At 47.8% G+C, this 23,933-nt stretch carries 18 protein-coding genes; 7 read left to right on the forward strand and 11 right to left on the reverse strand.

What is annotated here, in order from left to right:
* The first annotated feature begins 27 nt into the window (after window positions 1–27).
* From rsgA to KUA49_RS05900, 3 genes are all read left to right on the forward strand, one after another.
* Window positions 28–960: a ribosome small subunit-dependent GTPase A gene (gene rsgA, locus KUA49_RS05890; RefSeq protein WP_218412514.1), complete on the forward strand. Its 933-nt coding sequence runs from the start codon at window positions 28–30 to the stop codon at window positions 958–960.
* Between the two features lie 47 nt (window positions 961–1,007).
* A complete protein-coding gene (locus KUA49_RS05895) occupies window positions 1,008–1,922 on the forward strand; it encodes a helix-turn-helix domain-containing protein (protein ID WP_218412513.1) in 915 nt (304 codons plus the stop codon).
* 129 nt (window positions 1,923–2,051) lie between these two features.
* Window positions 2,052–5,708, forward strand: coding sequence for a two-component regulator propeller domain-containing protein (locus KUA49_RS05900; protein ID WP_218412512.1), 3,657 nt, complete (start codon window positions 2,052–2,054; stop codon window positions 5,706–5,708).
* A gap of 68 nt (window positions 5,709–5,776) precedes the next feature.
* On the opposite strand, the gene KUA49_RS05905 is transcribed toward KUA49_RS05900, so the two are convergent.
* The 5 genes from KUA49_RS05905 to KUA49_RS05925 all read right to left on the reverse strand — a co-directional run bounded on the left by KUA49_RS05905 (window position 5,777) and on the right by KUA49_RS05925 (window position 10,910).
* Window positions 5,777–5,872 carry a smalltalk protein gene (locus KUA49_RS05905; RefSeq protein ID WP_238405158.1) on the reverse strand — a complete coding sequence of 32 codons (96 nt, stop codon included), beginning with the start codon at window positions 5,870–5,872 and terminating at the stop codon, window positions 5,777–5,779.
* Between the two features lie 163 nt (window positions 5,873–6,035).
* The gene (locus KUA49_RS05910) at window positions 6,036–6,560 is read right to left on the reverse strand and encodes a hypothetical protein (protein WP_218412511.1); all 525 of its coding nucleotides are present in this window, start codon (window positions 6,558–6,560) and stop codon (window positions 6,036–6,038) included.
* Between the two features lie 699 nt (window positions 6,561–7,259).
* Window positions 7,260–7,523, reverse strand: a complete 264-nt coding sequence (locus KUA49_RS05915) for a hypothetical protein (RefSeq protein WP_218412510.1) — start codon at window positions 7,521–7,523, stop codon at window positions 7,260–7,262.
* Between the two features lie 514 nt (window positions 7,524–8,037).
* Complete coding sequence (locus tag KUA49_RS05920) at window positions 8,038–10,017, reverse strand: OPT family oligopeptide transporter (RefSeq protein WP_218412509.1); 1,980 nt, start codon at window positions 10,015–10,017, stop codon at window positions 8,038–8,040.
* Window positions 10,018–10,040: 23 nt separating this feature from the next.
* Window positions 10,041–10,910: an aldose 1-epimerase family protein gene (locus tag KUA49_RS05925; protein WP_218412508.1), complete on the reverse strand. Its 870-nt coding sequence runs from the start codon at window positions 10,908–10,910 to the stop codon at window positions 10,041–10,043.
* A 305-nt stretch (window positions 10,911–11,215) separates the two neighbouring features.
* Between KUA49_RS05925 and KUA49_RS05930 the strand changes: the two genes are divergently transcribed.
* Window positions 11,216–12,094: a DMT family transporter gene (locus tag KUA49_RS05930; RefSeq protein WP_218412507.1), complete on the forward strand. Its 879-nt coding sequence runs from the start codon at window positions 11,216–11,218 to the stop codon at window positions 12,092–12,094.
* A 125-nt stretch (window positions 12,095–12,219) separates the two neighbouring features.
* On the opposite strand, the gene KUA49_RS05935 is transcribed toward KUA49_RS05930, so the two are convergent.
* Both KUA49_RS05935 and KUA49_RS05940 read right to left on the reverse strand, forming a co-directional pair.
* Window positions 12,220–12,774 carry a hypothetical protein gene (locus tag KUA49_RS05935; RefSeq protein ID WP_218412506.1) on the reverse strand — a complete coding sequence of 185 codons (555 nt, stop codon included), beginning with the start codon at window positions 12,772–12,774 and terminating at the stop codon, window positions 12,220–12,222.
* A gap of 24 nt (window positions 12,775–12,798) precedes the next feature.
* Window positions 12,799–13,269, reverse strand: coding sequence for a hypothetical protein (locus KUA49_RS05940; RefSeq protein ID WP_218412505.1), 471 nt, complete (start codon window positions 13,267–13,269; stop codon window positions 12,799–12,801).
* A 252-nt stretch (window positions 13,270–13,521) separates the two neighbouring features.
* Between KUA49_RS05940 and KUA49_RS05945 the strand changes: the two genes are divergently transcribed.
* Window positions 13,522–15,267: an ATP-binding protein gene (locus KUA49_RS05945; protein ID WP_218412504.1), complete on the forward strand. Its 1,746-nt coding sequence runs from the start codon at window positions 13,522–13,524 to the stop codon at window positions 15,265–15,267.
* A 142-nt stretch (window positions 15,268–15,409) separates the two neighbouring features.
* Here the strand turns inward: KUA49_RS05945 and KUA49_RS05950 are convergent, their stop codons facing one another.
* Window positions 15,410–16,063 (reverse strand): hypothetical protein, encoded by a 654-nt coding sequence (locus KUA49_RS05950; protein ID WP_218412503.1) that lies wholly within the window; start codon window positions 16,061–16,063, stop codon window positions 15,410–15,412.
* A gap of 843 nt (window positions 16,064–16,906) precedes the next feature.
* On the opposite strand from KUA49_RS05950, the gene KUA49_RS05955 reads away from it, so the two are divergent.
* Together KUA49_RS05955 and KUA49_RS05960 are read left to right on the forward strand one after the other, a co-directional pair.
* Window positions 16,907–17,794 (forward strand): hypothetical protein, encoded by an 888-nt coding sequence (locus tag KUA49_RS05955; RefSeq protein ID WP_218412502.1) that lies wholly within the window; start codon window positions 16,907–16,909, stop codon window positions 17,792–17,794.
* A gap of 230 nt (window positions 17,795–18,024) precedes the next feature.
* Entirely contained in the window at window positions 18,025–19,260 is a 1,236-nt protein-coding gene (locus KUA49_RS05960) for a hypothetical protein (protein ID WP_218412501.1), read from the forward strand.
* A 205-nt stretch (window positions 19,261–19,465) separates the two neighbouring features.
* Here the strand turns inward: KUA49_RS05960 and KUA49_RS05965 are convergent, their stop codons facing one another.
* From KUA49_RS05965 to KUA49_RS05975, 3 genes are all read right to left on the reverse strand, one after another.
* On the reverse strand, window positions 19,466–20,377 hold the full coding sequence (locus KUA49_RS05965; RefSeq protein ID WP_203041830.1) for a LysR family transcriptional regulator: 912 nt from the start codon (window positions 20,375–20,377) through the stop codon (window positions 19,466–19,468).
* Between the two features lie 145 nt (window positions 20,378–20,522).
* On the reverse strand, window positions 20,523–21,983 hold the full coding sequence (locus tag KUA49_RS05970; RefSeq protein WP_218412500.1) for a threonine/serine ThrE exporter family protein: 1,461 nt from the start codon (window positions 21,981–21,983) through the stop codon (window positions 20,523–20,525).
* A 9-nt stretch (window positions 21,984–21,992) separates the two neighbouring features.
* Window positions 21,993–23,681: a putative transporter gene (locus KUA49_RS05975; RefSeq protein ID WP_218412499.1), complete on the reverse strand. Its 1,689-nt coding sequence runs from the start codon at window positions 23,679–23,681 to the stop codon at window positions 21,993–21,995.
* Between the last annotated feature and the right edge of the window lie 252 nt (window positions 23,682–23,933).

The raw sequence follows: 23,933 nt of genomic DNA on the forward strand, positions 1-23,933 counted from the left end.
TTAGGATTACATTATTAGTATGTGATAATGAGAGGACTCGTTATTAAGAATACAGGCAGCTGGTACACCGTCAAGACTGACGATGGCCAGCTGATTGAAAGCAAGATAAAAGGCAATTTCCGACTGAAGGGAATCCGCAGCACCAACCCCGTGGCGGTGGGCGACTACGTGCAGCTTATCACCAACCAGGAAGGCACCGCCTTCATCTCTTCCATCGAAGACCGCCGGAACTACATCATCCGAAAATCACCTAACCTCAGCAAGCAGAGTCATATCCTGGCAGCCAACGTAGACCAGGCACTGCTCGTGGTTACCGTGAACTATCCGGAGACATCCACCACCTTCATCGACCGCTTCCTGGCCGGAGCCGAAGCATACAGAGTGCCTGTCATCATCGTGTTCAACAAGTGCGACCTGCTCTCCGAGCAAGAGCTGCACTACGAGAAAATGATGCGCACCCTCTATGAAACCATCGGATACAAGTGTGTGGAAATCTCTGCAGCCACGGGTGAAGGAGTAGACGAACTGCGCCCGCTCATCAAGGACAAGAAGTCTCTGCTCAGCGGCAACAGCGGTGTGGGAAAATCCACGCTCATCAACCAGCTTATCCCCGATGCTGCCCAGCGCACCGCCGAAATCAGCGAGGCGCACAACAGCGGAATGCATACCACCACCTTCAGCGAGATGCTCGACCTGCCTGAGGGCGGCTATCTCATTGATACTCCGGGCATCAAGGGCTTCGGAACCTTCGATATTGAGAAGGAGGAACTCACCAGCTACTTCAAGGAGATATTCAAGTTCTCGCAAGACTGCAAGTTCTCCGACTGCACCCACACCCACGAACCTGGCTGTGCCGTTATCAAGGCAGTGGAGAACCATTACATTGCAGCCAGTCGCTACCAGAGTTATCTCTCCATGCTGGAGGATAAGGATGAAAATAAGTACAGGGAAGCGTTCTAGAAAGTGAAGAGTGAAGAACGAAGAATGAAGATTTTAAAAACGTATTAATGAAAGAACAGAAGGACGTGAAGCAGCGCATCGAGGAAGGTGAGTTTGCGCAGAGTGCCGAGATCAGCGCCAGCTATCTCGACGAGGATATCTTGATTATCGACAATGTCAAGGTGTTGCAGAACCCCGACCCGATGAGGTTCCAGATGAACATGATTGCATCTTGCCACAGGGGAAGCCTGAAGGCTGAACTCAACGGGCGGGAATTTTCCGTAGAAAGGGGCGACATCTTTATCAGTCCGCCCAATTCCATACTCGACATCAAGGAGGTGTCGGATGATTTTGCGTGCACGGCGATGTGCGTAAGCAACCATGGATTGCTCAGCATCCTTCAGTCGCATATCTCGGTGTGGAACCGCGCCATGTATGTGAGCAAGGTACTGGTACTGAAGATGAACGAGGTGGATATGAAGTTCTACGCCAAGTTTACAGAACTGGTGCGCCTCTGCCTCGACACCACCTTCAGCGAGCGCACCTCGTGGAAGCCCTATCGCCGCGAGATAGTGGAGACGCTGCTCAAGAGCGCCCTGCTGGCAGTGAGCAATCTGCTGCTCGAGGATATGTCGGCAGACGATCTGAACTCCAGCACCGTCGAACTCTTCGACAAGTTTCTTGAGAATCTGCAGCAGGAGGACATCAAGCATCGCCCGGTGGAGTATTTCGCCCGCCAGCTCTGCATCACGCCCAAGTACCTCTCCATCATCTGCAAGCGCCATTCGGGCAAGACGGCTATCGATTGGATTACGGAATACACCCTGGCAGATATTACGTACTATCTGCGCTCCACCTCCATGTCTATCAAGGAAGTATCGTGCATTCTGGGCTTCTCCAACACTTCGTTCTTCGGCAAGTATGTGAGGGAGCATCTGCATACGTCACCGCTGAAATACCGTGAAAGTGTCAGAAAGAAATAATGAACGGAGAGATTCATAAATAGAAGAAACAGGCAAAATAATATAAGAAACAGTAAAATAACAGAAGTAAAAGAGAGATAGAAAAGACAAGAATAAGAACTGAACTGAAATTACTTGAAAATGAAGAAAATGATGATAATCCTAGCTGGCGCCCTTTGCATGGCAATGGTGCCAGCCAGCTCATGGGGCAGGAATATGACCGGAAATCCGCAAATGCGCTCCATTACTATGAACACGGGATTGCCCAGCAATGCCGTGAAGAGCATTGTGCAGGATAAAAACGGCTTTGTATGGCTAGCCACCGATTACGGACTCTGCCGCTACGACGGCTACCAGGTAATCACCTACTACAATGCCACCATGCAGCTCAACCAGGAAATCCTGGCACTTGCCGTCTGCGACGAAGGTCTCCTGGTGGGAACCTCTAAGGGAGTCTTCCTCTTCAATTTCACCACCGAGCAATTTCAGAAGCTCGATGAAAAGATTACTTCCTCCGTCAACCATATTGTTGTTGATGGGGAACATAATGCATGGATTTCCACCGGAACCCAGGGAATCTTCAAATTCAACCTTACCAGCCATTACTGTCACCATTATCCCATGAAGGCGAGCAGGGGCAGCGTAGATTGCGTGCTCATTGATGTCAACAGCCATGTGTGGGCGCTCAGCCTCAAGGCAGGGGCTTCGCTCTTCCGCCTTCAGAAAACTGCCGACAACTTCAAGCCTTTCGCCCTGAAGGGAGATGCTACCCAGCTTAGGGGAATGGCGATGCTGGCAAATGCAGATGGCAGCATTCTGGTGGGAACCTGGAAGGAAGGACTCTTTCGCGTGAGCAACGACGGCTTTGCCAAACTCCTCATTCCCCCTGTGCCGGGCAACGGTATGAACTTCATCCACAAGCTCTATGGAGACAGCCGCTATGTGCTCGTTGGCAGCGATGATGGACTGGTGCAGTATGACAGGATGACCAACCAGTGGCGCATGCTGTCGGAGGTGGAGAATCCTGCACGCCGCACCGCCGAGCGGTTTGTATATGGCATTATGAGGGATAGGGAAGATGGTCTCTGGATAGGCACCTACTATGGTGGTGTGAACTACATCCCGTCTTCTGCCATGCGCAACCGGTTTGACATGTATTTCCCTACCCTGGGCGGACTGCAGGGCAGCGTGGTGAGCCGCTTTGCCGAGGATGCCCGCCATCGCATCTGGATAGCCACCGACGATGCAGGCCTCGACTGCTACGACCCGCAGACCGACAGTTTCGTTGATTTCCCAGGCAAGCAGGAGATGGCGAAATACAACGCCCATGCGCTGTTCGTGGATGGCGACAACTTGTGGGTGGGAACCTATGGCAGGGGCATCATCAGGATGAACATGACTACGGGGGCGCAGACGCCCGTCAGGATGGATAGCTATGTCTTGAGCAGCAGCTGCTACAATTTCTTCCGCGACAGGAAACACCGTCTCTGGGCCACATCCATGCTGGGTGCCTTCCTGTTTGATGATCAGAAGCAGGAGTTCAGAAGAGTAAAACTCTTCAACGGCCTTACCATTGATATGGAGGAGGATCGTCAGGGCAACCTTTGGTTTGCTACCCAGGAAAACGGACTCTGGTGTCTTCGTCGCAACAACACCTGGAAGCAGTATCTCTACAGCGAGAAGGACACCAGTTCGCTGGGCAGCAACCAGGTAAACAGCATTCAGACCGACGGCAAGGGGCGCCTCTTCGTAGCCACCCTTCAGGGATTGTGTGAATATCAGCCTTCCAGCGACTCCTTTCGCCGCATCGCCGTCGATGCTCCAAGTCAGGATTTCAAGTCCATTCTCTTCGCCCAGGGCAGCATGTGGCTGTCGTCGGGCAAGGGCATCGTGAAGTATTCCGAGGACAAGCTGGTGCAGAAGTTCTGCCGTTTCGACGGATTGACCAGCGACCAGTTTCTTGCCAATTCCTGTCTTCTGTCGTCCGATGGCAGAATCTATTTCGGCACTACTCAGGGCTTCAACGCCTTCCGTCCGCAGCAGGTTACGCTCAACCGTATAGCGCCGCCCGTGGCAATCACTTCTCTCTCGCTCTTCAACAAGCGCATGGAGGTGGGCTCCGATAAGCTTCCCGAGGCATTGGACAAGGTAGATGAAATCAGCCTCTCTCACGATGAAAATGCCGTCACCTTCTCGTTTTCGGCACTGAGCTATGTCTCTCCCGAGAAGAATCTCTACAGCTATAAGCTCGATGGATTCGACGACGAATGGACCACCACCCACGAACCCCGTGCCGCCTATACCAATCTGCCAGCCGGCAGTTACACCTTCCGTGTGAAGGCCACCAACAACGACGGCGTGTGGTCTGAGGACGAGGCAACGCTTCAGATAGTGGTGCATCCGCCATTCTGGTGGTCGCTGCCTGCCAAGCTCATCTATCTGCTTCTCATTGGCCTGCTCGTATGGTACCAATGGAAGAAGCTGAAGCTTCGCCATCAGCAAGAGCTGGACAGCCTGGCTGAGAAGAAGGAGCTGGAGCTGCGCGATGCTCGCCTGCAGTTCTTCGCTATGGTAGCCCGCGAAATCCGCATTCCGCTCACCCTGATACTCGGTCCGCTGGATGCTCTGAAGGAGAAGTGGCAGAAAGTGAAGGAAGGATTGATGGAGGACGATATGAAGAATGAAGATTCGAGGAAGAATCGTATGAATAAGGATGATATGAAGAACGTCGACGAGATGGATGGTTTGATAGATGTTTTCAGCCGCAATTCCCAGCGAATGCTGACTCTCGTAGACCAGCTGCTCGATGGCAATAGGGTAGAGCTGATGGAGGCAGAATCATCGGCAGAATCATCGGCAGTTTCAGCATCAGCCTCTGAGCCATCTTCTGAGCCTGTTCCTGAGGCTCCTATGGACAATCGCCCTACCATCCTGGTAGTGGAGAATGATAAGGACATGAGAGATTTCATCGTAAACTCTCTGTCAGAAAAATACAGAATGCTGGTGGCAGATAACGGCGTGCAGGCACTGCGTATATTGTCTAAGCACGACGAGCTGAGTCTGATTATCACCAGTTGGATAATGCCTGTGATGAACGGAGTTGAATTCTGTCAGAAGGTGCGCCAGAACAAGAGTATCTGCCATCTGCCAATCGTCATACTGTCGGCGAAGACTGATGAGGATAGCAAGGCTCAGAGCAAGATTTGCGGAGCTGATGTATTCATCTCCAAGCCGTTCTCGATGAAATATCTCGTGGCGAGTGTGAACCAGCTGATAGAAATGCGCCGCACGCTGATATTCCGATTCCCTAAGGAAACAGCCGCCGGGGATTCATCTAAGGCTTCTTCTGCAAATTCTTCTGCAGGACCATCAGCTGGATTATCTGCAGGACCATTAGCAGGACTATCATCAGGGCCAGCAGCAGAATTTGTATCTTTTGCCTCTTCGGCGGAATCATCTGCAGCAGAGGAAGAGAATTATTCTCCAGAGCGCAGGTTCCTGGTGGATTTGGAGAAGCTGATAAAAGACAATCTTGCGAATCCGGATTTGAATGTACAGTTCTTGGCAGATAAGCTGGGCATGAGTCGCAGCTCCTTATTTAATAAGGTAAAGACGCTGCTGGCGGTAACGCCTAACGAACTGATACAGGCGATACGTCTCAGCACGGCTGCCCGCCTGTTGCAGGAGCGCAAGTATCGCATCAGCGAAGTGAGCGAAATGACCGGTTTCAGCAGTTCCAGCTATTTTGCCAAGTGCTTCCAGAAGCAGTATGGCATGAAGCCGGCAGAGTATGTGAATCTGCTGTAAAAACCGCTCCGCCTATATATATAAATAGGTGGAGCGGTTTGCTTTTCTTTTCAGTTTCTTTTATTAGCTTACATGCAGCTCGTTACGCCGAGCGAGGTGGCGATAGCCGTCAGGATGCTGATGGCTATCTGAATCACCATTTTCCAGGTTTCCTTTTTCATCATCTTTTAGTTTTTAGGCACGGATTACACGGATTACACGGATTTTCACGATCATTCGGATTCTTGATGAGATTTATAATCGGCTTTATTTACATGAGTGCCTAAATCCGTGTAATCCGTGCCTTATTATACCCTAGGCAAGATACTTATGGCACTCTCTCATCGGCTAGATAGTTACATCCGTGTTGTCGCCGTCACTGGAACCTGGGTCGGTCTTGCCTGAGCCCTCTCCGGTATTGCCGCCGGAAGTACCCGTGTCACCCTTGTTGCCGCCCTCAGAGCCGGTGGTTCCGCTACCGCCTGCATTGCTTCCGCCGCCAGTAGTGCTGCTTCCGCCGTTGCCGTCGTCGCCGCCATCAGGGTCGATAGGGGCGTTGAGGTCAACGTTGGTCTTGCCCTCAAGCAGCATCTCTCTCATGCAGTCCACTGCCATGTAGAGGATGGCGCTGATGTCAGCTCTTGAATACACACTGCCGTGAGAAGTGATGTGCTTGGCAAACTTCTCGATGGTCATCACATCGGTGTACTGCGAGATGGCGAACGCATTCTGCTTCTCGGTCTTCACGAGGTCGAGGTCCTTCTGGTCAGGATTCTTACCCTCCTGCTTAGCCTGGTTGATGCGTGACTTTGCCTGGTTAATCTCCAAAAGGTTTGCGTTCACGCTGCGCATTACGATGCTGTAGTTAATCATACTCGTTTTTGTGTTTAATGAGTTCGTTAAAATCACAACTACCCGGAAAGCCCCGTTTTCTGTGCTTTTTTGGGTCTTCATTGATGACCGGCGCCTGCCATCATTTAAGACCCGCTGCGGTCTTCTATGATGACCGCCCTGAGGCACAAAAGGCTGTTCTTTCGATTGCCGGTGCAAAGATACAAAATTTTGAGGCTGAAATCAAGTTTTTACGGGAATAAGATGGTGAAAATGGCGTAAGTGGCTGATATGTCACAATTTAACTAAATGCTATTTTTGCATGTTCATTTCCCCCGGTCATTTTCGGTCATGGTCATTTTCGGTCATTTTCAAATGGAACTTGGTCATTTGTTCTATAGTATAATATAAATATATATTTATATTATACTATAAGGGGATTTAGCGCCCCCGAAACCAAAATGACCGAAAATGACCATGACCGGAAATGACCGGATAGAACTTCTGAAGAAAACTATTTCTGAAAGCTTTTGTTAAAATTAAGCTACTGATAATTAGTCTGTTATGTACTATTGTTGATTCGTTTGATAGTTTGCTTTATGTTCCGGTAAGGGGGGCTTAAGGGGCTTTATCTCTCTTCTTGTTCCCTTTTTCCTTCCTCTTACTCTTGTGAATAATGTAAAATATGTTCTAAAAATAGCTTTTTCGAGCCCTCTCTAACCTTCCTTTGCCCCTCTCTTTTTACCCTTCTGTAGGGGTGAAAAGTGCCATCGGAGGCACATTTTCATAGCCCCGAGTGCTACTTTCTGCTAATAATTCTTGGAAAAACCATTTCTTTCTCTCTTGCCGTTTTCCGTGCAGATAATATAATCTTTCATAACAAAGATAACATAAGCATGTTTTATAAATAGCTGAAAATATGCAGGATAAACGGATATTGAACGGAATATAATATTTTGATGTTTTGGTTTTGTTTAAAAATGCAATAAATCCCTCTTTGCCCATGTTTTTTGAAGTTTTTTCTCATTTTTGGGTGCTGCAAAGTTACATATTACATCTTTTTTATTCAAGTTTCGCAAGTAACCTCCGGTCCCCGAAGGGGGCCAACTTTCAATAACCGCTGGTGGAATGACCGAAGGTCATGGAACCTGCGGACAACCAATAGTAGGGAGAAAGCGTCCCCAAAGGAGGCGAACCACATCCAGTCTTGCCCCTGTTCGCCCCCTTCGGGGACGATAAGAGAGAATCTGTCACTATCCGCAGGTTCCATTCCCTTCGGTCATTCCACCCGCGGTTATTCACATTCGCCCCCTTCGGGGACGGCAGGATGCTACTTGCGAAACTTGAATACTTTAGTGTTGGTAAATACGATATTTTTAAATATCGAATCAGGTGCATCATAACAAAAAAGTCGGGAATCATACATGCAATCGTATGTCCCGACTTTTTATCTTTTAAAATCTTTTCTTCCGAAAATCAATCTCTTCCGAAAATCAATCTCTTCCGAAAATCAATCTTTTTATTTCTTCGTTGCTCTGATAAAGAAACCTATCAGGCAGATGTAGGCGATGAGCGAGCAAACTTCTGACATTGGGTCTGCCCACCAGCTGTCTGCGATGCTGGCCTCTACGCCGCCAAACTTCAGCAGGGCGCTGACCACACCCATCAAGGCTCCACCGGCAATGAAACCGCTGGCGATGAGCGTACCCTTCTCGCCACGCTCCGCATTTACCTTGGCATCCTTGCTGCGCGAAGTAACATACCAGTTGATGGCACCACCTACCAGCAGCGGAACGTTCAGTTCCAGCGGAATGAACATACCCAGGGCAAAAGCCAGGGCTGGAATCTTGAAGTAGGTAAGCACGATGGCTATCAGGGCACCGATGCCATAGAGCACCCAAGGCGCACCTACACCATTCATCAAAGGGTCGATGACCGCAGCCATCGCATTGGCCTGAGGAGCAGCCAGAGAGCCGGAAGCGAATCCGTAGGTCTCGTTGAGCAGCATCATCACGCCGCCCACGGTAGCCGCACTCACCAGGGTGCCGAGGAACTTCCATCCCTCCTGCTTCTTAGGCGTAGTACCCAGCCAGTAACCAATCTTCAAATCGGTGATGAACGAACCTGCCACCGAAAGGGCTGTGCAAACCACACCACCCATAATCAGGGCGGCAAGCATTCCGCCAGGACCTCGCAAGCCCACTGCCACCATTACCACAGAGGCGAAGATGAGCGTCATCAGGGTCATTCCCGATACAGGGTTGGAACCCACGATGGCGATGGCATTGGCTGCCACGGTGGTGAAGAGGAAGGCGATGGCTGCCACCAGCAGGATGGCGATGACGGCGAAGAGCAGATTGCCATCCATCACACCAAACCAGAAGAAGAGGAAGGTGATGAGGATGGTGACAAGCGAACCGATGGCGATGATCTTGAAAGAAATGTCGCGCTGGGTGCGCTTCACGTTCTCATCCACATCGCTCTTGCCCTTCAGTTCTTTGGCGGCAAGTCCTACGGCACTCTTGATGATGCCCCAGCTCTTGATGATGCCGATGATGCCTGCCATGGCAATACCGCCGATACCGATGCTGCGGGCGTAGGCACGGAAGATTTCCTCCGGACTCATCTCACCCACGGTCTTCACGATGCTAGGATCCCAGGCGCTGAGCACGCTGTCGTGGAAGATGACGCTCATGCCTGGCACTATCAGCCACCATACTACGAACGAACCCAGACAGGTGTAGAAGGCGTATTTCAATCCGATGATGTAACCCAGTCCCAATACAGCTGCACCTGTGTTTACCTTGAACACGAGCTTCGCCTTGTCGGCAAGGTCGCATCCCAGACTTACCACACGGGAAGTGAAGTTCTCGTTCCACCATCCCAGACTGGCTACGATGAAGTCGTAAAGACCACCCACCAGTCCGGCGATGAGCAGGGGCTTAGCCTGGTCACCTCCCTTGGCTCCGCTCACCAGCACCTGTGTGGTGGCTGTGGCCTCTGGGAATGGATATTTACCGTGCATATCGCTTACGAAGTATTTGCGGAAAGGAATGAGGAACAGGATTCCCAACACGCCTCCCAGGGCAGAAGCCATGAAAATCTTCATAAACGAAGTTGTCATTTCCGGATATTTAGCCTGCAGGATGTAGATGGCTGGCAGGGTGAAGATGGCTCCTGCCACCACGGCACCCGAGCAGGCTCCGATGCTCTGGATGATGACGTTCTCGCCCAGTGCCTTGCTGCGCTTGGTGGCGGTGCTTACGCCCACGGCGATGATGGCGATAGGGATGGCTGCCTCGAACACCTGACCCACCTTCAAGCCCAGATAGGCTGCGGCGGCGGAGAAGATGATGGCCATCACGATGCCCCAGGTCACCGACCATCCGTTTACCTCGGGATAAACCTTGTCTGGCGACATCAGCGGCTTGTATTCCTCCCCGTCTTTGAGTTCGCGGAATGCATTCTCGGGGAGCTGCATATTATCTTTTTCTTCCATTATTTATTGCTATGAACGATGGATTATTTTTCTATTCTGATGATGTATTCACTCATGAAGCTGGCACCTGGCTGCAGGCTGTTCATCATGTATTTATCCTTGAACTCGCCGGTGTATTCAGCCCAGTCGCATGTGCCGAACCAAGGCTCGATGCAGACGAATGGAGCGTGGTTGCCCGGATTCCAGATACCCACGGCTGGAGTCTTGAACTCTACGGTTACGTGTGGCTCGCCCTTCTCGTTGAGCAGGGAAATCTGCTTCACCTGACTCTTGTCGAAGATGTAGGCATCATCTGCGAATGATTCGTCTGTTACCTCCAGGATTCCGTTGTCGGTCTGTACGGTCTCACGGGCGTTAGGGTCAACGCATCCGCCGATGGTTGCGAAAAGGCGGGTAGGAGCCTCGTTGTCGAGCTTGAGGAAAGCCTTCAGCTTTTCGCCCTTCTTGCAGCCAGGCACATTGAATGCTGGGTGACCGCCAATCTGGAAGTAGATGACCTTGTCGTCGGTGTTCTCAACGTGCCAGATAACGTGGAGCTCGTTGCCGGCAAGACGATAGGAAACGGCGAGGTTGAAGTGGAATGGATAGTTCTTGAAAGTCTCCTCGTTGTCGATGAGGGCGAAGGTAAGACGGTCGCCGGTCTTGCCTACGAGCTGGAAGTCAACGAGCTTGCCGAAGCCATGGCGAGACAGGGTGTACTCCTTGTCGCCGATGCGGTAGGTGTTCTTCCACAATCCGCCTACGATAGGGAAGAGGAGAGGTGATTGTCCGCCCCAGAATTCCTTGTCGCCATCCCAGAGATATTCGTTACCATCAGCATCCTTGATGCTCTTGAGTTCTGCTCCGTGCGCTGAAATTTCAACGGTGAGCTGATCGTTTTTAATCTGTTCCATAGTTACAAATGTTTATTGTTTAGTTTATATTTCTGATTCTATTTTGTTTGTATTCTTTAATGCAAAGATATTGCAAAGGTACTATTTATTTTTGTAAAGAACAAGAAATGTGGAGTTTTTCTCTGTTGATAGAAGATATTTATCCGATTTTGTTAGTTTATCTCGAAAATTTGCAGTACTTTTGCAAGCCAATAGAAATAGAAACATATTAATATATAATTATAGATAGATACATATCATATATAAAAAGTATAATAAGGTATAGGAAAAAACTTAGTAATTAGTAAAAAGCATTTTAATTAAAAATGACAAGCAGTAATAAAGTGAAAGGCTTTGCGGCGGGCGTTGTAGCTGCCGTGTGTTATGGTACCAATCCTTTGGGCACGTTGGTGCTCTATGGTGACGGATTCAATTCCAGTTCGGTGCTCATCTATCGCTATCTACTGGCGGTATTGATGTTTGCCGTGGTGATGCTGTTCCGCAAGGAGAGTTTCAAGGTGAAGTGGGGGCACATGATCCGTCTTGCCACGCTGGGCTGTATGTTCTCCCTCTCGTCGGCCACGCTCTACGTAAGTTTCCACTACATGGCGGCGGGAATAGCCAGCACCATCCTCTTCGTCTATCCCATCATGACGGCGATTCTGATGACGGTATTCTTCCATGAGAAGTTGACGTGGACCACCACGCTCGCCATTCTGCTGGCAGTATCGGGAGTGGGCTTGCTCTATCAGGGCGACGGCAACGACAAGTTGAGCACGGCTGGTTTTGCGCTGGTGATGTGTTCGTCGCTGCTTTATTCGCTCTACATCATCTCGGTGAACCAGTGGAAGAATCCGGGCATGTCGAACATCAAGTTCACCTTCTACATTCTGGTGTTCGGACTCATCACGATGCTCATCTATTCGTTCATTGCGGGCGAGAAGATTCAGATGCTGCAAACTCCGGTGCAATGGGCTTATGCCGCCCAGCTTGCATTGTTGCCAACGGTATTGTCGCTTTTCTTCATGACCATCTCCATCAATCTCATCGGTAGCACGCCAGCCGCCATCATGGGAGCCTTGGAGCCTGTAACGGCGGTAATCATAGGTGTCTGCATTTTCGGCGAGAGTTTCTCTCTTCAGCTTGCCATCGGCATCCTCGCCATCCTTGCAGGTGTAACGATTATCATAGCCAGGAAGAAATAAGAGAAGAAATAAGATAGGAGGATAAAGAAGATAGGAAAATACAAGATTAGAAGAAAATAAGAAAATAGAAAATCCTAAGATACAAAGAATGATGTATCTTAGGATTTTTTATTGAATGCTAGATGTTATTCTTCCGGATGATATTTCTTGATTAAAGTTTCGAGAATTGCAATTTTCGCATTCAAAGCATTAATCTCTTCACTTTGTAGCTTTATCATTTCATTGGCATTTTGTAAAACCGCCTCAGTATTGGCAACTCTAGCGCTGGTTTCAGCAATCTTGTCCTCTGCTAGTGCAATATTGTTTTTCAACGCACCATCATAAGACTCCAAATTCTCAATTCTGGTATTTGTTACGGCCATCTTTTCCTCAACTTGCTGGTTGAGCATTTCTGTTCTATTTAAAATATCGTAACTCATTTTCATTGATCTTTCCTCTACCTCTTTTATACGATACTCCAGATCCTGGCTAACTTTAGCCAGACTATCGATGGTGTTCACCATGTTGCCTGAAATCGCTACCTCGCCATCATTGAAGGTAATCTCCTTGATGTCGTTGTGACCCAATGTTACTGTGGTGCCGTTACTGAGCGTAATCACCATATTGTATTCTTTCTGAGCGAAAGAGCTGACAGCTGTCATCAGCATAACTACCATTGCAAGTAAAAAGTTCTTTTTCATAATCGTCTGATTTTAAAATTGTTGCTAATGTTGAATTTTGAATGCGCCTTTCTCCGTCTTTACCACAAAGATGCCGTGTGGCAACTGGGTGAAGTCGATGTCGATGGTGCCCGAGTCGTTGGCCTTCAGGCTTTTTACTACTTTGCCATCCAGGGATACTACCAGCACTTTAGAACCGGCTGTCAGCCCAGAGAGTTTCGAGCCGAAACTGCTGGAGAAGCTAACCTGGTTGATTCCGGTGTCGCTCTCTGATGGGAAGAATTTGAACGACTTGACGTTAGCTGCCTCTACGGAGACAGACAGTCCCTTGTCGTTCTGGCAAACCAACAGGTTCTCCTTGTACTGGATGGTTGGATTGTCGGCGATGAAGAACTCATAAGAACTCCCCTCAACTGTGGTTACAACCATCTTGGGCTCGTTGTTAGCCTGTGCAATAACCGGCGACATCAACAGACCGCAAGCTAAAAGCAATCTGATCATTTTCTTTTTTCTCATAGTTCACAGTTTTTTGTTAGTAAAATTAATGGCAAAGATATGGATTTAATTTCAAATCAACAAATTCTGATGCGATTATTTTTATTTTCGAAGCGTTTTTTAACGCTTTTCTATCCCAACCTTATGCGTTCCGCTACCCACGCTCATCAGGGGAGGATTTTCTCTCATAGTCTTAGGATTTTTTATTGCATATAATTTTGTGATTACGATATTTTTGCTTACTTTTGCAGGATAGAATTAAAACGTAGGATTATGGAGAATGTGAAAAGAGTACCATACGGAGTTTCGGATTTCGTAAAAGTTGTGGAGCGAAATCAGTATTATGTGGATAAGACCATGTATCTGCCTCTTTTGGAAGAGGAGGCAGACAATCTCTTTTTTATTCGCCCTCGCCGTTTTGGCAAGAGCGTATTCATCAGCATGCTCCATGCTTATTACGACCTACGAACCCAGGATAGGTTTGATGCGTGGTTTGGTGATTTGTGGATAGGCAAGCATCCTACTCCCTTGCAGGGTAAATTCCAGGTTCTTCATCTTGACTTTTCGCAGGTAGGAGGCAGCATAGAAAAGCTTGAACAGAACTTCAATTTTTATCTGGGTGTGGAATTGGACGGCTTTATCCGGGATTATCAGGAATATTATAGCGAGTATGCGATTAAAAAGGTGGAAGAAACGGAAACTGCGACGGGAAAACTGGCTGTTATCCTGAACGAGGCGAAATCAAAAAGATACCCTCTTTACCTGATTATCGACGAATACGACAACTTCACCAACACCGTGCTTAACGAACAGGGTGAGGATGTGTATTGGGCAATCACCCATGCCGAAGGTTTCTATCGTGACATCTTCAAGAAGTTCAAGGGCAATTTCGACAGGATTTTCATCACGGGAGTAAGTCCTGTGACCCTGGATGATGTGACGAGTGGTTTCAACATCGGCTGGCATATTTCTACGAAGCCGGAGTTCAACCAGATGTTGGGCTTTTCTACGGAGGATGTTCGGGAGATGTTTACCTATTATAAGGAAAAGGGAGCCATCCGTCCGGATAGTGATATTGAGGCGATTATCAGTAACATGAAACCCTGGTATGATAACTATTGTTTCTCGGTGGATGCTTTGGAAACTCAGAGCAAGGTGTTTAATTGTGATATGATTCTCTATTATCTCCGCAATTACATGAGTTCGGGTGAGGCTCCGAAGGAGATGATTGATCCCAACACCAAGACGGATTACAACAAGATGCGCCGGCTTATCAATCTCGACAAACTGGATGGCGACCGCAAGGGCATTATCAGAAATATTGCCGAGACGGGCGAGATAACCTGCAGGCTGGAGGAAACTTTCCCGGCACATCAGATTACGGATCCCGATGTTTTTCCAAGTCTGCTGTTCTATTACGGCATGCTTACCATCAAGGCAACCCGAGGGGATAAACTGATTCTTGGGATTCCGAATAATAATGTGAGGAAGCAGTATTACAGTTATTTGCTGGAGATGTTTTCGGAGAAAGCATATCTGAATACCAATCAGCTTACCGATTATTATTACGATATGGCGTATGATGGTAGATGGCGTGAGGGTTTGCAGTTTTTGGCAGATAGTTATGCTAAGGTTTCGTCTGTGCGTGATGGTATTGAGGCAGAGCGCAATCTGCAGGGTTTCTTCATGGCGTATCTGAATCTGAACAATTACTATTGTACGGCTCCGGAGCTAGAGTTGAATCATGGTTTCTGTGATTTCTTCCTTTTGCCGGATTTGACTCATTATCCAACGAAGCATAGTTATATTTTGGAGTTGAAGCTGATTCCCAAAAAGGAGAAAGGTATGACAGCTGAGGCTTATCAGTCTGCCATCCAAAAACAATGGTCAGATGCTGAAGCACAAATCAAGCGATATGCTGAGGCTCCAAGGGTAGAAGCGCTTCGTCAGGGCACCCAGTTGCACAGAATCATCCTGCAATTTGACGGTTGGAAATTGTATAGGATGGATGAGGTGTAAAAAGGAGGAAAGTATGGAAATATAATATATGATTTTGTAACTCGCAAGGATTTGGGGAGAAAAGTTTAGGAAAAGTTATGGCTGATAGGAAAAAGACAGCAGCGACAAGGCACAGGAATCCTGCGCTTTGCCGCTGCTGTTTTTATCTGTCGATTTCCGCACTTGGATGAGGAGTTGCAATCCAAGCCTTATGTGTTCCGCTTCCCACGCTCATCAGAGGCGGATTTTCTCTTGCCGTAATTCTCCGCAGATCTTCTGATGCAGCGGTGCGTTTCAGTTCGTTGATGTTGGCATAGGTTTGCAGATTGATGAATCCGTGGTGCTTGATGACGTCCAGGGCACGATGGATTCGCTCTTTTTCTGTGTATGGAGACTTAGCGAGTTGAGTTACTTCACTCTCGCAACGCTCCAGGTCGGTTTCGCTTTTCAGACGCTTCAGGAGGTTGGGAGCTATCTTGAAGTTCATGCCTTTTACGCCCACCTTCCGATAGGGCATCTTGTCGGCATCGTCCTCCAATTCCTTGGGCTTGTTATCTTCAAAACCGATGGTGAGGGAGAAGATGCCGATGCCATCGAGTTTTACGTTGTAGCCCATCGAAAGCATGGTGACAAGAATATTGGAGATGTTCTCCAATACAGCCTTGGTGGTGCTGGGAGCGATGCCGAGGTTGTAGCCCTTCATCTTTTCCACGATGTCGTTGGTGTCCATCGTTCGGTTGGTTACCACCTTGGGGTAAACGGTTCTTTTGCCCGTATTGCGAAGGTCGTTCATTTCTTGCAGTTTGTAATTAGCCATAGTCTTTTATTATTTTTAGGTGATACATTCCTGTTTTTAATTCTCGTGATAGGTTCCGTTTGCCATTGGCGTACGTTTATCCGGTGTTGGCGTATAAGCGTCCGCCTTTGTCGGATGTGCATCCGCCACTGGCGGATAGAACCTTTTCGCCTGCAAAGATACAAAATCAAGGGGCGAAATGCAAGAATTGTTCGGGAGTTGGAGTCTCGGAAGCTGGGACAGGGGAGGATGATTATAGCGGATGAAGATGGTTGTGGTTCTTGAAAATCGAGAAAAATCAGATAAAAGGGAAAATATTGAGGCTAAAATTTGGTGTATTAAGAATTTCTTTATATATTTGCAAACGATTCTACGACTTCAGGTCAGTTTGATTGCAAGAATTCGACTAGCTTAGGCATCGGGTTCTTTGAGGTTCAAGCCCTACGCCGATGATGTTGACCACCTGTTACTATATAATAAGGTGTGACGCAGAGAAAGCAATGGGTGGGTAAATAGAATCGAGACATTTGAGAAAGCGTTTACTTAACGCTTTGTTCTTGGCACTTCGAAACTTCGCAAACTTCTTAGTGTTGTCATGAACTTAGCAACGGTAGATGCTCCGGGGTATGTTTATTCATATCCCCCATGGTTCGTAGGCCGTATTGTATCCATATACAATGTGGCAACTGCGTTCGTAGGGGAATAGTATATCCATATCGGCGTGGGCTTCGACGTTGCTCGTTCTACAACACTGGGCAATGCGAAGGCCTCGAAGCGCGGAACGAGTGACAGACTGGTTCACGCTTTTTTTGTGTCCTAAATCTTCGTTTTTTATTAATTTTTAACTAAATAATAATTTACAAAATGAACAAATTGAAGTATTTATTGATGGTGATGCTGGCTGTGTTGGCATTTACCGCATGTGAAGACAAGGACGACGAGAACAAGGAGCCTAAGTTTACCGATTATTTCAGTATGCAGGTTACTAAGTGCGAGCGTGTTGGTGCTAACCTGAAAGTTGATTTCAACTTGAAGAACATCAGCGGAAAGGACCTGCAGGGCGTTATGTTGAATGGTGGAGGCTCTGACAGATGCAAAGATGACTTGGGCTCAGAGTACTATTCTTCAGTATCCTTGCAGGGAGGTGATTGGAAGACGAGTGTAGAGACCAACCTGGCTAAAGGTGCTTCGGTATCTGGTTCTTTCTTGGTAGAAAACTATGACCTTACCAACTCTTCCAAGAAATTCAATCTTATATTCAATGGCCGTTGCCAGACTGTTAGCTTTGATGGTCGTGCTGAGGTGAACAATATCAAGGTTGTTGATAACAGAATCTTGAAGAATGGATTTGATACCAATGATCAGATTCTTGAGTATAAGGTTGTTAGCTGCAAGATGGTGCAGGAAGATGGCGGCTTGGATGGTATGGTAAATAGAGTTTATCTTACTTATCAGGTAAAGAACACTTCTTCAAAGGATATTCCTAATTTCTTGCAGAATTTTGGTGGCCATGATCAGGTAAAGGATAATACAAATGAGGAGTATAATGCAGATATTGCTATTGAGGGTGGAGAGTTCCGTGTAAGCCAGGAAGTAACCTTGAAAGCTGGTGAAACCAAGACCTTCGTTGTTAAGGTTTTTAGCGTACGTGAAAATGCTACAGCTCTGAGTGGCTATGTTTCAACTGCAAGTGGCATCTATCCATGGGCTGATACAAAAGCCCGTTTCTACGATATTTCTATCACAAAATAATAACCCAACACTTATAATCCATTTGTTGCATTTCCTGGAAAAAATGCAGCAGATGGATTTATAGTTTTATATGAAAATGTATTTTTATCTCTAGTAATAACTAAACAAAGAAAATTATGAAGAAAACTAGACTTATGTGGAATGAGTAAGTTGGCTCGTATTGATATTGGCAGGAATGGTTCCTGCCAGCAGAAAATTCTTAAATAATAGCTTAAACTAAACGTTAGACAATGAAAAAGATTCTTTTTAATTTGTGCCTTGGAGTCATGGCGATTCTATTGGCATCGTGTGGTAGTAGTGGAAGTGCCGTATTGGATGGTTACGACTTTTCTTGTGATGGAATCCTGGGAAAAATTCCTATGGGACAAGCTGTAAGATTGGCTACGGCTAGAGATATTTGTGTAGATATCCAGAATGACAATACCCAGTTGTCGGGAAAGATGACCAAGGAAGATATAGAAAAGATTCACAACTTAATAACGAAGATGGAAGAGAGATACCAGCATTGTGCAGATGATTTGCTGGAAGATCTGGCTGCAGATTCTGCTAGGCTTCTATCAATGAAGGATGTTGCCTGGGAGAATAAGACATCATGTAACGTGAAGCTGGCAAAGATTCAGCTTGGCGTAAAACATTCGTATGGTAAGTCTCATGATATTGCATTTGTATTTGAAGCAAATCCGGAGGAAGTGAAAAAGTTGCCACAAAATATCTTGCATTATGCAGGGGTCGATAAACAGGGAAAAGCGATAAGGCATGGAAACTTGGAAGAGCAGCAAACTCCTGGTTCGTATGAAATGACAATTATGATGGACCACGTTATGCTCGATATGGAGGGGATGCTGAAAGCCTGTAATTCCGAGGATAAATACAAAATGATGATGAATTTTTGTTTGGAGTTGGATAGCATAGACAAGATATTAATTCTTGATGATAATCAGATTTTGGATTATAGACCTTCTTTTACAATTACTGGTATTGGACCTGTGCAACTTGGTGCTGATTTAAACACGCTCCCTAAGTCTTTGCAGGATGTTTACAACAATTGTTATGACATGCAGGCACCAGATGGTGATAAATATTATGCTTTTGATAGCAGCACTGGATCTACTATGTTTACTGCCATCGGAAGTCCAGATGGAAAGATTAAATGTATAGAGGTGGGGTCTTACGTTTTTCCAGTGAAATTTGGAAATGTTGTCTTGCGTGTAGAAGACCCATATTGCAAGATAGTAGAACAATATGGTAAGAGTATCTCATGGTCATACAATCCAGAAACATTATCGGCTACTGCATCGTTTGAGAACGGAAAGGTTACCTTTGAGGTTTTTGGTGATTTCTTCACGGATAGTGGCACAGCTAAGTTGCAGCAGTTGCAGAATGGTGCCAAGAATGTAGTCTTTGTGCCTTCCGACTTTAATCCGGACGAACAATTGCAGTATTACAGAATTCAAGCGGGTAAGTAATTAGGCTGGTTCCCATGATGCTTTTGTGTTAGAAAGCATGGGGGTAACAGGTTGTTGACCTGCTTATCTGCAATAAACGAATCAAGGCTGCCTCCGCAATGAAATCGGAGACAGCCTTGCAAGATTGAATTATAATCTTACCCTTTATTCTTCTTATTTTATTTTCCTTTATTTCAGAATCATCTTTATTTCAGAATCATTTTCTTTATCTCAGAATATCCTTCAGCGCGAAGTTGGCTAGGATGCTGGTGCTCTGGCTCAGCATGCGGATGAACTCCTGCGCCGAGTTCTTCATGTACGCATCCTTCAGGATGTGGATGCAGCCATCCATCTCGTTGTCTGCCGCATCTATCGGAATCGCTCTCATGCCTTTTTCCAGGATGGTGGTGGATTCTGAAAGCACCGTTACCAGGTTGCTGCGATGCAAGAGGTCGAAGATGATATTTACATTGTTCACCTCTACCATAATCTTGAAGTCGAGGTCCTTGCCGTCTATCAGATAGTCGAAGGCGTTGCGGGCCTGCAGACCCTTGCATGGAAGGATGAGGTCGTAACGCTCCAGCTCAGAGAGCTTGATGGATGAAAGACGCGCCAGGGGATGGTTCTCGTTCACAATCGCCGCCAGGCGGTTGCTGAAGATGGCTCGGCTGTCTATCGCCTTGTCTGTCTTCAGAGGCTTGAAGGCAAGTGCAAGGTCGAGTTCACGCTTCTTCAGGCCATCCATCAGTTCCTGCATCGAACGGTACTGGATGTTCAGTTTCACGTGAGGATAAGCATGGAGGAAGGCGATGAGCGTTTCTGCCATGATGTTGCTGAAGGAGTAGGTAACGCCGATGTTCAGTTCGCCGGTGAGCATCTCCTTCAGGTCGTTCATGTGGTCAACGCAAGCCATGGTGCAGTTTACGGCATTCTGGGCATAGGGAAGAAGCTCCTTTCCTGCCTCGGTGAGATAAACCTCGTGCGAGTTACGTTCGAAGAGCGGCAAGCCTATTTCCTGTTCCAGATGCGAAATCTGCTGCGAGAGGGTGCTCTGCGTGATGTAGAGCTTGCGTGATGCTTCCGAGAAATTGAGCGTCTCGGCTACCTTCAGAAAATATTTGAGTTGTCGTATTTCCATTTTCCTTTTTTCACTAGTCTTATAATTACGCGTGCAAAGATAAAACTTTTATTTTAATTAGCCCTGCTTTCGGGCAAAATAATCAGGTAAATCCTGTAATCCGTGGGTTTCAATGTCCCACAGATTACACAAATTACACAGATTTTTACTTGATTTCCACTTCGTGCAAATCCACGAATTCGCCATTCTTCTTCTTTCTCTCCACCAGCATGTTGAGGAGTCGGCGCTTGCGGTTGTCGGCGATGAAGCGGCGGAAGAATACATTAGGAATGGCAACACCCAGGGCAATGCAGATGATGGCGAGCGAAGCCTTGATCAGGTTGTTCATTCCCACGGTTACCTCGCCTACCACGCCGTGCATGTCGATGAAGGCAAACAGGGCACGATACATCAGAACTCCAGGTACCATAGGGATGACACTAGGAATGGTGATGCACTGGTGAGGGGTGTGGAACCAGTGGCGTGCCTTGATTACGATGACGCTGATAAGCGCAGATCCGGCAAGCGAACCGATGCTCAAGCCCATGTCGAGACCGATGTTGCCGTTGGATGGACCCAGGTTTACGAAGTTGCGGAAGCAGACGGCGATGATACCGCCCAAAGCCACAGCTGGCAACAGGCGTCTAGGAATGCTGAAGATGGTAGAGAAGCCCATCGCCGATACGGCTGCCGCAATGGCGAACTCCCAGTATTCGTGGTGAGGAGTCATGGTGAGATCCGTCACGAAATTGTCGATGTGGCACACCTGGATGGCAAAGGCAATACCGAATGCCATGGCAAAGAGCATCAGCAGGGTGTTTAGGGCACGAACCATTCCCACCTCGATGTAGCCGTCGAGCATGTCGCTCACGAAGTTGATTAATGGAACTCCCGGCACGATGAAGAGGGCGCACGCCATCAATGGGTGCCAAGGGGTATCCGAATGCATGAAGCCCGGAAGGGCAGCTGCGATGGATGGGTTGAGCGAAAGGAACGAGGTCAACCAGGCAATCAGCGTTGCCACGAATGCCGAAATTCCGATGGCCACATAGTTGTTGCAGCCCTTGGTAGGCAGGAACATTCTCAGGCGGAAGCCCAGGATGGCTGCCAGGGAACAGAAGAAGAACGCTGGCCAGTCGCAACCAAACTGGATGCAGAATCCGCCGCAGGCAAATCCGCCGCCTATAGCCACCTGCCATGGGGTGAAGCTGCGTGGGGTAGCCTTGATGTCGTTCAGGGCCTGCTCATACTGTTCGAGCGAATAGTTTTCCTTGATGGCTGTCCAGGTGAGCTTACTTACCATCGAAATAGAGGTAAGGTTGATGCCGTGCTTCTCGCAGCGCTGGAATTTGGAGAAGGAGTGCGCCTCGTCGCTATAATTCACCATCAGCACATTCCAGTTGATGTAGAGGTGCATGTAGCGTTCGTCGAGTCCGAGGAAAGCTGCTGCACGCTTCATCGTTCGCATGATGCGCGATGTGTCGGCAGCACTCTCCATGAGAATGCTACCGGTGCGTAACAACAAGTCGAGTTTTCTTCTCAGTTCTGTTTCTGCTATTTCCTTGCAGTTGCAGTTGTCAATACCTTTTTCTGCGCAGTCGCAGGTCTTCATGTTTTTTTCTTCCATATATTTTATTTATCCGAATACGAAAATGATAATCTGAATAGTTACGATTCTGAGGAACATGGCAAATGGATAAACATTCGCATAGCCCACAGATGGTGCATCTGCCGAAGTCTGCTCACGCACGTAAGCCAGGGCAGATGGGTTGGTGTTGGCACCTGCCAATACACCGAGCAATGTGTAATAGTTGATGTGGAACACGTATCTTCCGATGATGCCGCCCACGATGATTGGAATCATGGTGATGGCAACGCCGTAGAGAATCCAGGTCATTCCGCTTTCTGATGCCACGGTCTGGATAAACTGTTCGCCGGTGCCCAGTCCCACGCAAGCCAGGAAGATGCAGATGCCTATTTCGCGGAGCATCAGGTTGGCCGAGATGGTGTTGTAGGTCACGAGGTTGTACTTCGGACCGAAGTAACCTATCAGAATGGCAACTACCAATGGACCGCCGGTCAAACCGAGGCGCAGGTTCTCGTTGATGCCTGGGATGAAGAATGGGATGTTTGCCACGATACAACCCAGCATGATGCCCAGGAAGATAGGAATCAGGTTAGGGTAGTTGAGGCGTTTCATCTGGTTACCCAAAACCTTCTCGGTATGGGCGATGGCAAGCTCGGTACCCACCACGGTGACACGGTCGCCCAACTGCAGCTTCAGCTGTGGAGTGGCAATCAGATCCACACCGTTGCGGTTGACACGGGTGATGTTGGCGCCGAGGCTTGAACGAATCTGCAACTGGCTGATGCTCTTGCCGTTGATGCCTGGCTTGGTGATGCGGATGCGGCGGGTAATCAAATCCTCGCCAAACTTCTCCTCGCTCACCTGTACCTTCTTGCCGAGCAGGGCGATGACAGGCTCCACTACGGTAGGGTTGGCTACAATCTGCAGAATATCGCCCTCATTAATCCGGGTCTGACCGTTCACCACCTCATCGTGCTTATCGCTATCTTTGCGGATAATCTTGGAAACCATGAAGTCGCGCTTCAAGATTTCTCTCATCTGCTTGATGGTGTCGCCGAATACCATCTGGTTGGTCACCTGCACGGAGAAGGTGTTCAGGGTCATCGCCTCCAGGTGTCCCATACCGCGCTTGGCAGCAGCTTCCTCCTCGCTCTTATTAATACGTAACGCGTACCTTAATATAATAAAGGAGAGGATAACGCCGAGCACACCCATAGGGTAGGCGATGGCGTAGCCGGCTGCGATAGAAGGGGCATCGATGTGGCGCAGGTCGCTGAATGCCTGCTGGGCAGCACCGAGTCCAGGGGTGTTGGTAACGGCACCCGAGAGAATACCAGCCATAGAAGTGATGGATGTTCCCGAGAACGAGAAGATGGCGAGGGTGGTGACGATACTCAACGCTACCACGATGATGCTGAGCAGGTTGAGGCTCTTGCCGCCGTTCTTGAACGAAGCGAAGAAACCTGGTCCTACTTCCAGACCGATGGAATAGACGAAGAGAATCAATCCGAACTCCTTGAGGAAGTGGAGCAGATGCTCATCGAGATTGAGAGAGAAGTGACCGAAGATGAGGCCGATGAAGAGAATCCAAGCCAATCCCAGGGAAACACCCTTCACTCTCAACTTTCCTAAACTCAAGCCCAGGGTGATGACCAACGCCAAGATCAGCACGGAGTGGGCCACTCCGCCTCCCCATAGGTCAGGGAAGCCATAAAACAGATTTTTTAAGATATCCATATTCTTATATTATATGTTATTGATTTCTTATTTTTATTTCTTCTTTTATATGTTATTGGTTTCTACCATAACTACTTTCGCCATCTTCTATGCTTGTTGTAGTATTTTACTATACTCGCATGTCTCTGATTTTCGATTGCAAAGGTATGGATAAAATCGAAAGCAAAAAAGGATTGGCGTTGGAATGAGTCGATTTCTGCTATAAGCATTTTCGATAGAAAATAAAGCGGATGGATGGGGATTTTGCTGGGG

The sequence above is a fragment of the Segatella copri genome (genome assembly GCF_019249655.2).
Taxonomy (GTDB): Bacteria; Bacteroidota; Bacteroidia; order Bacteroidales; family Bacteroidaceae; genus Prevotella.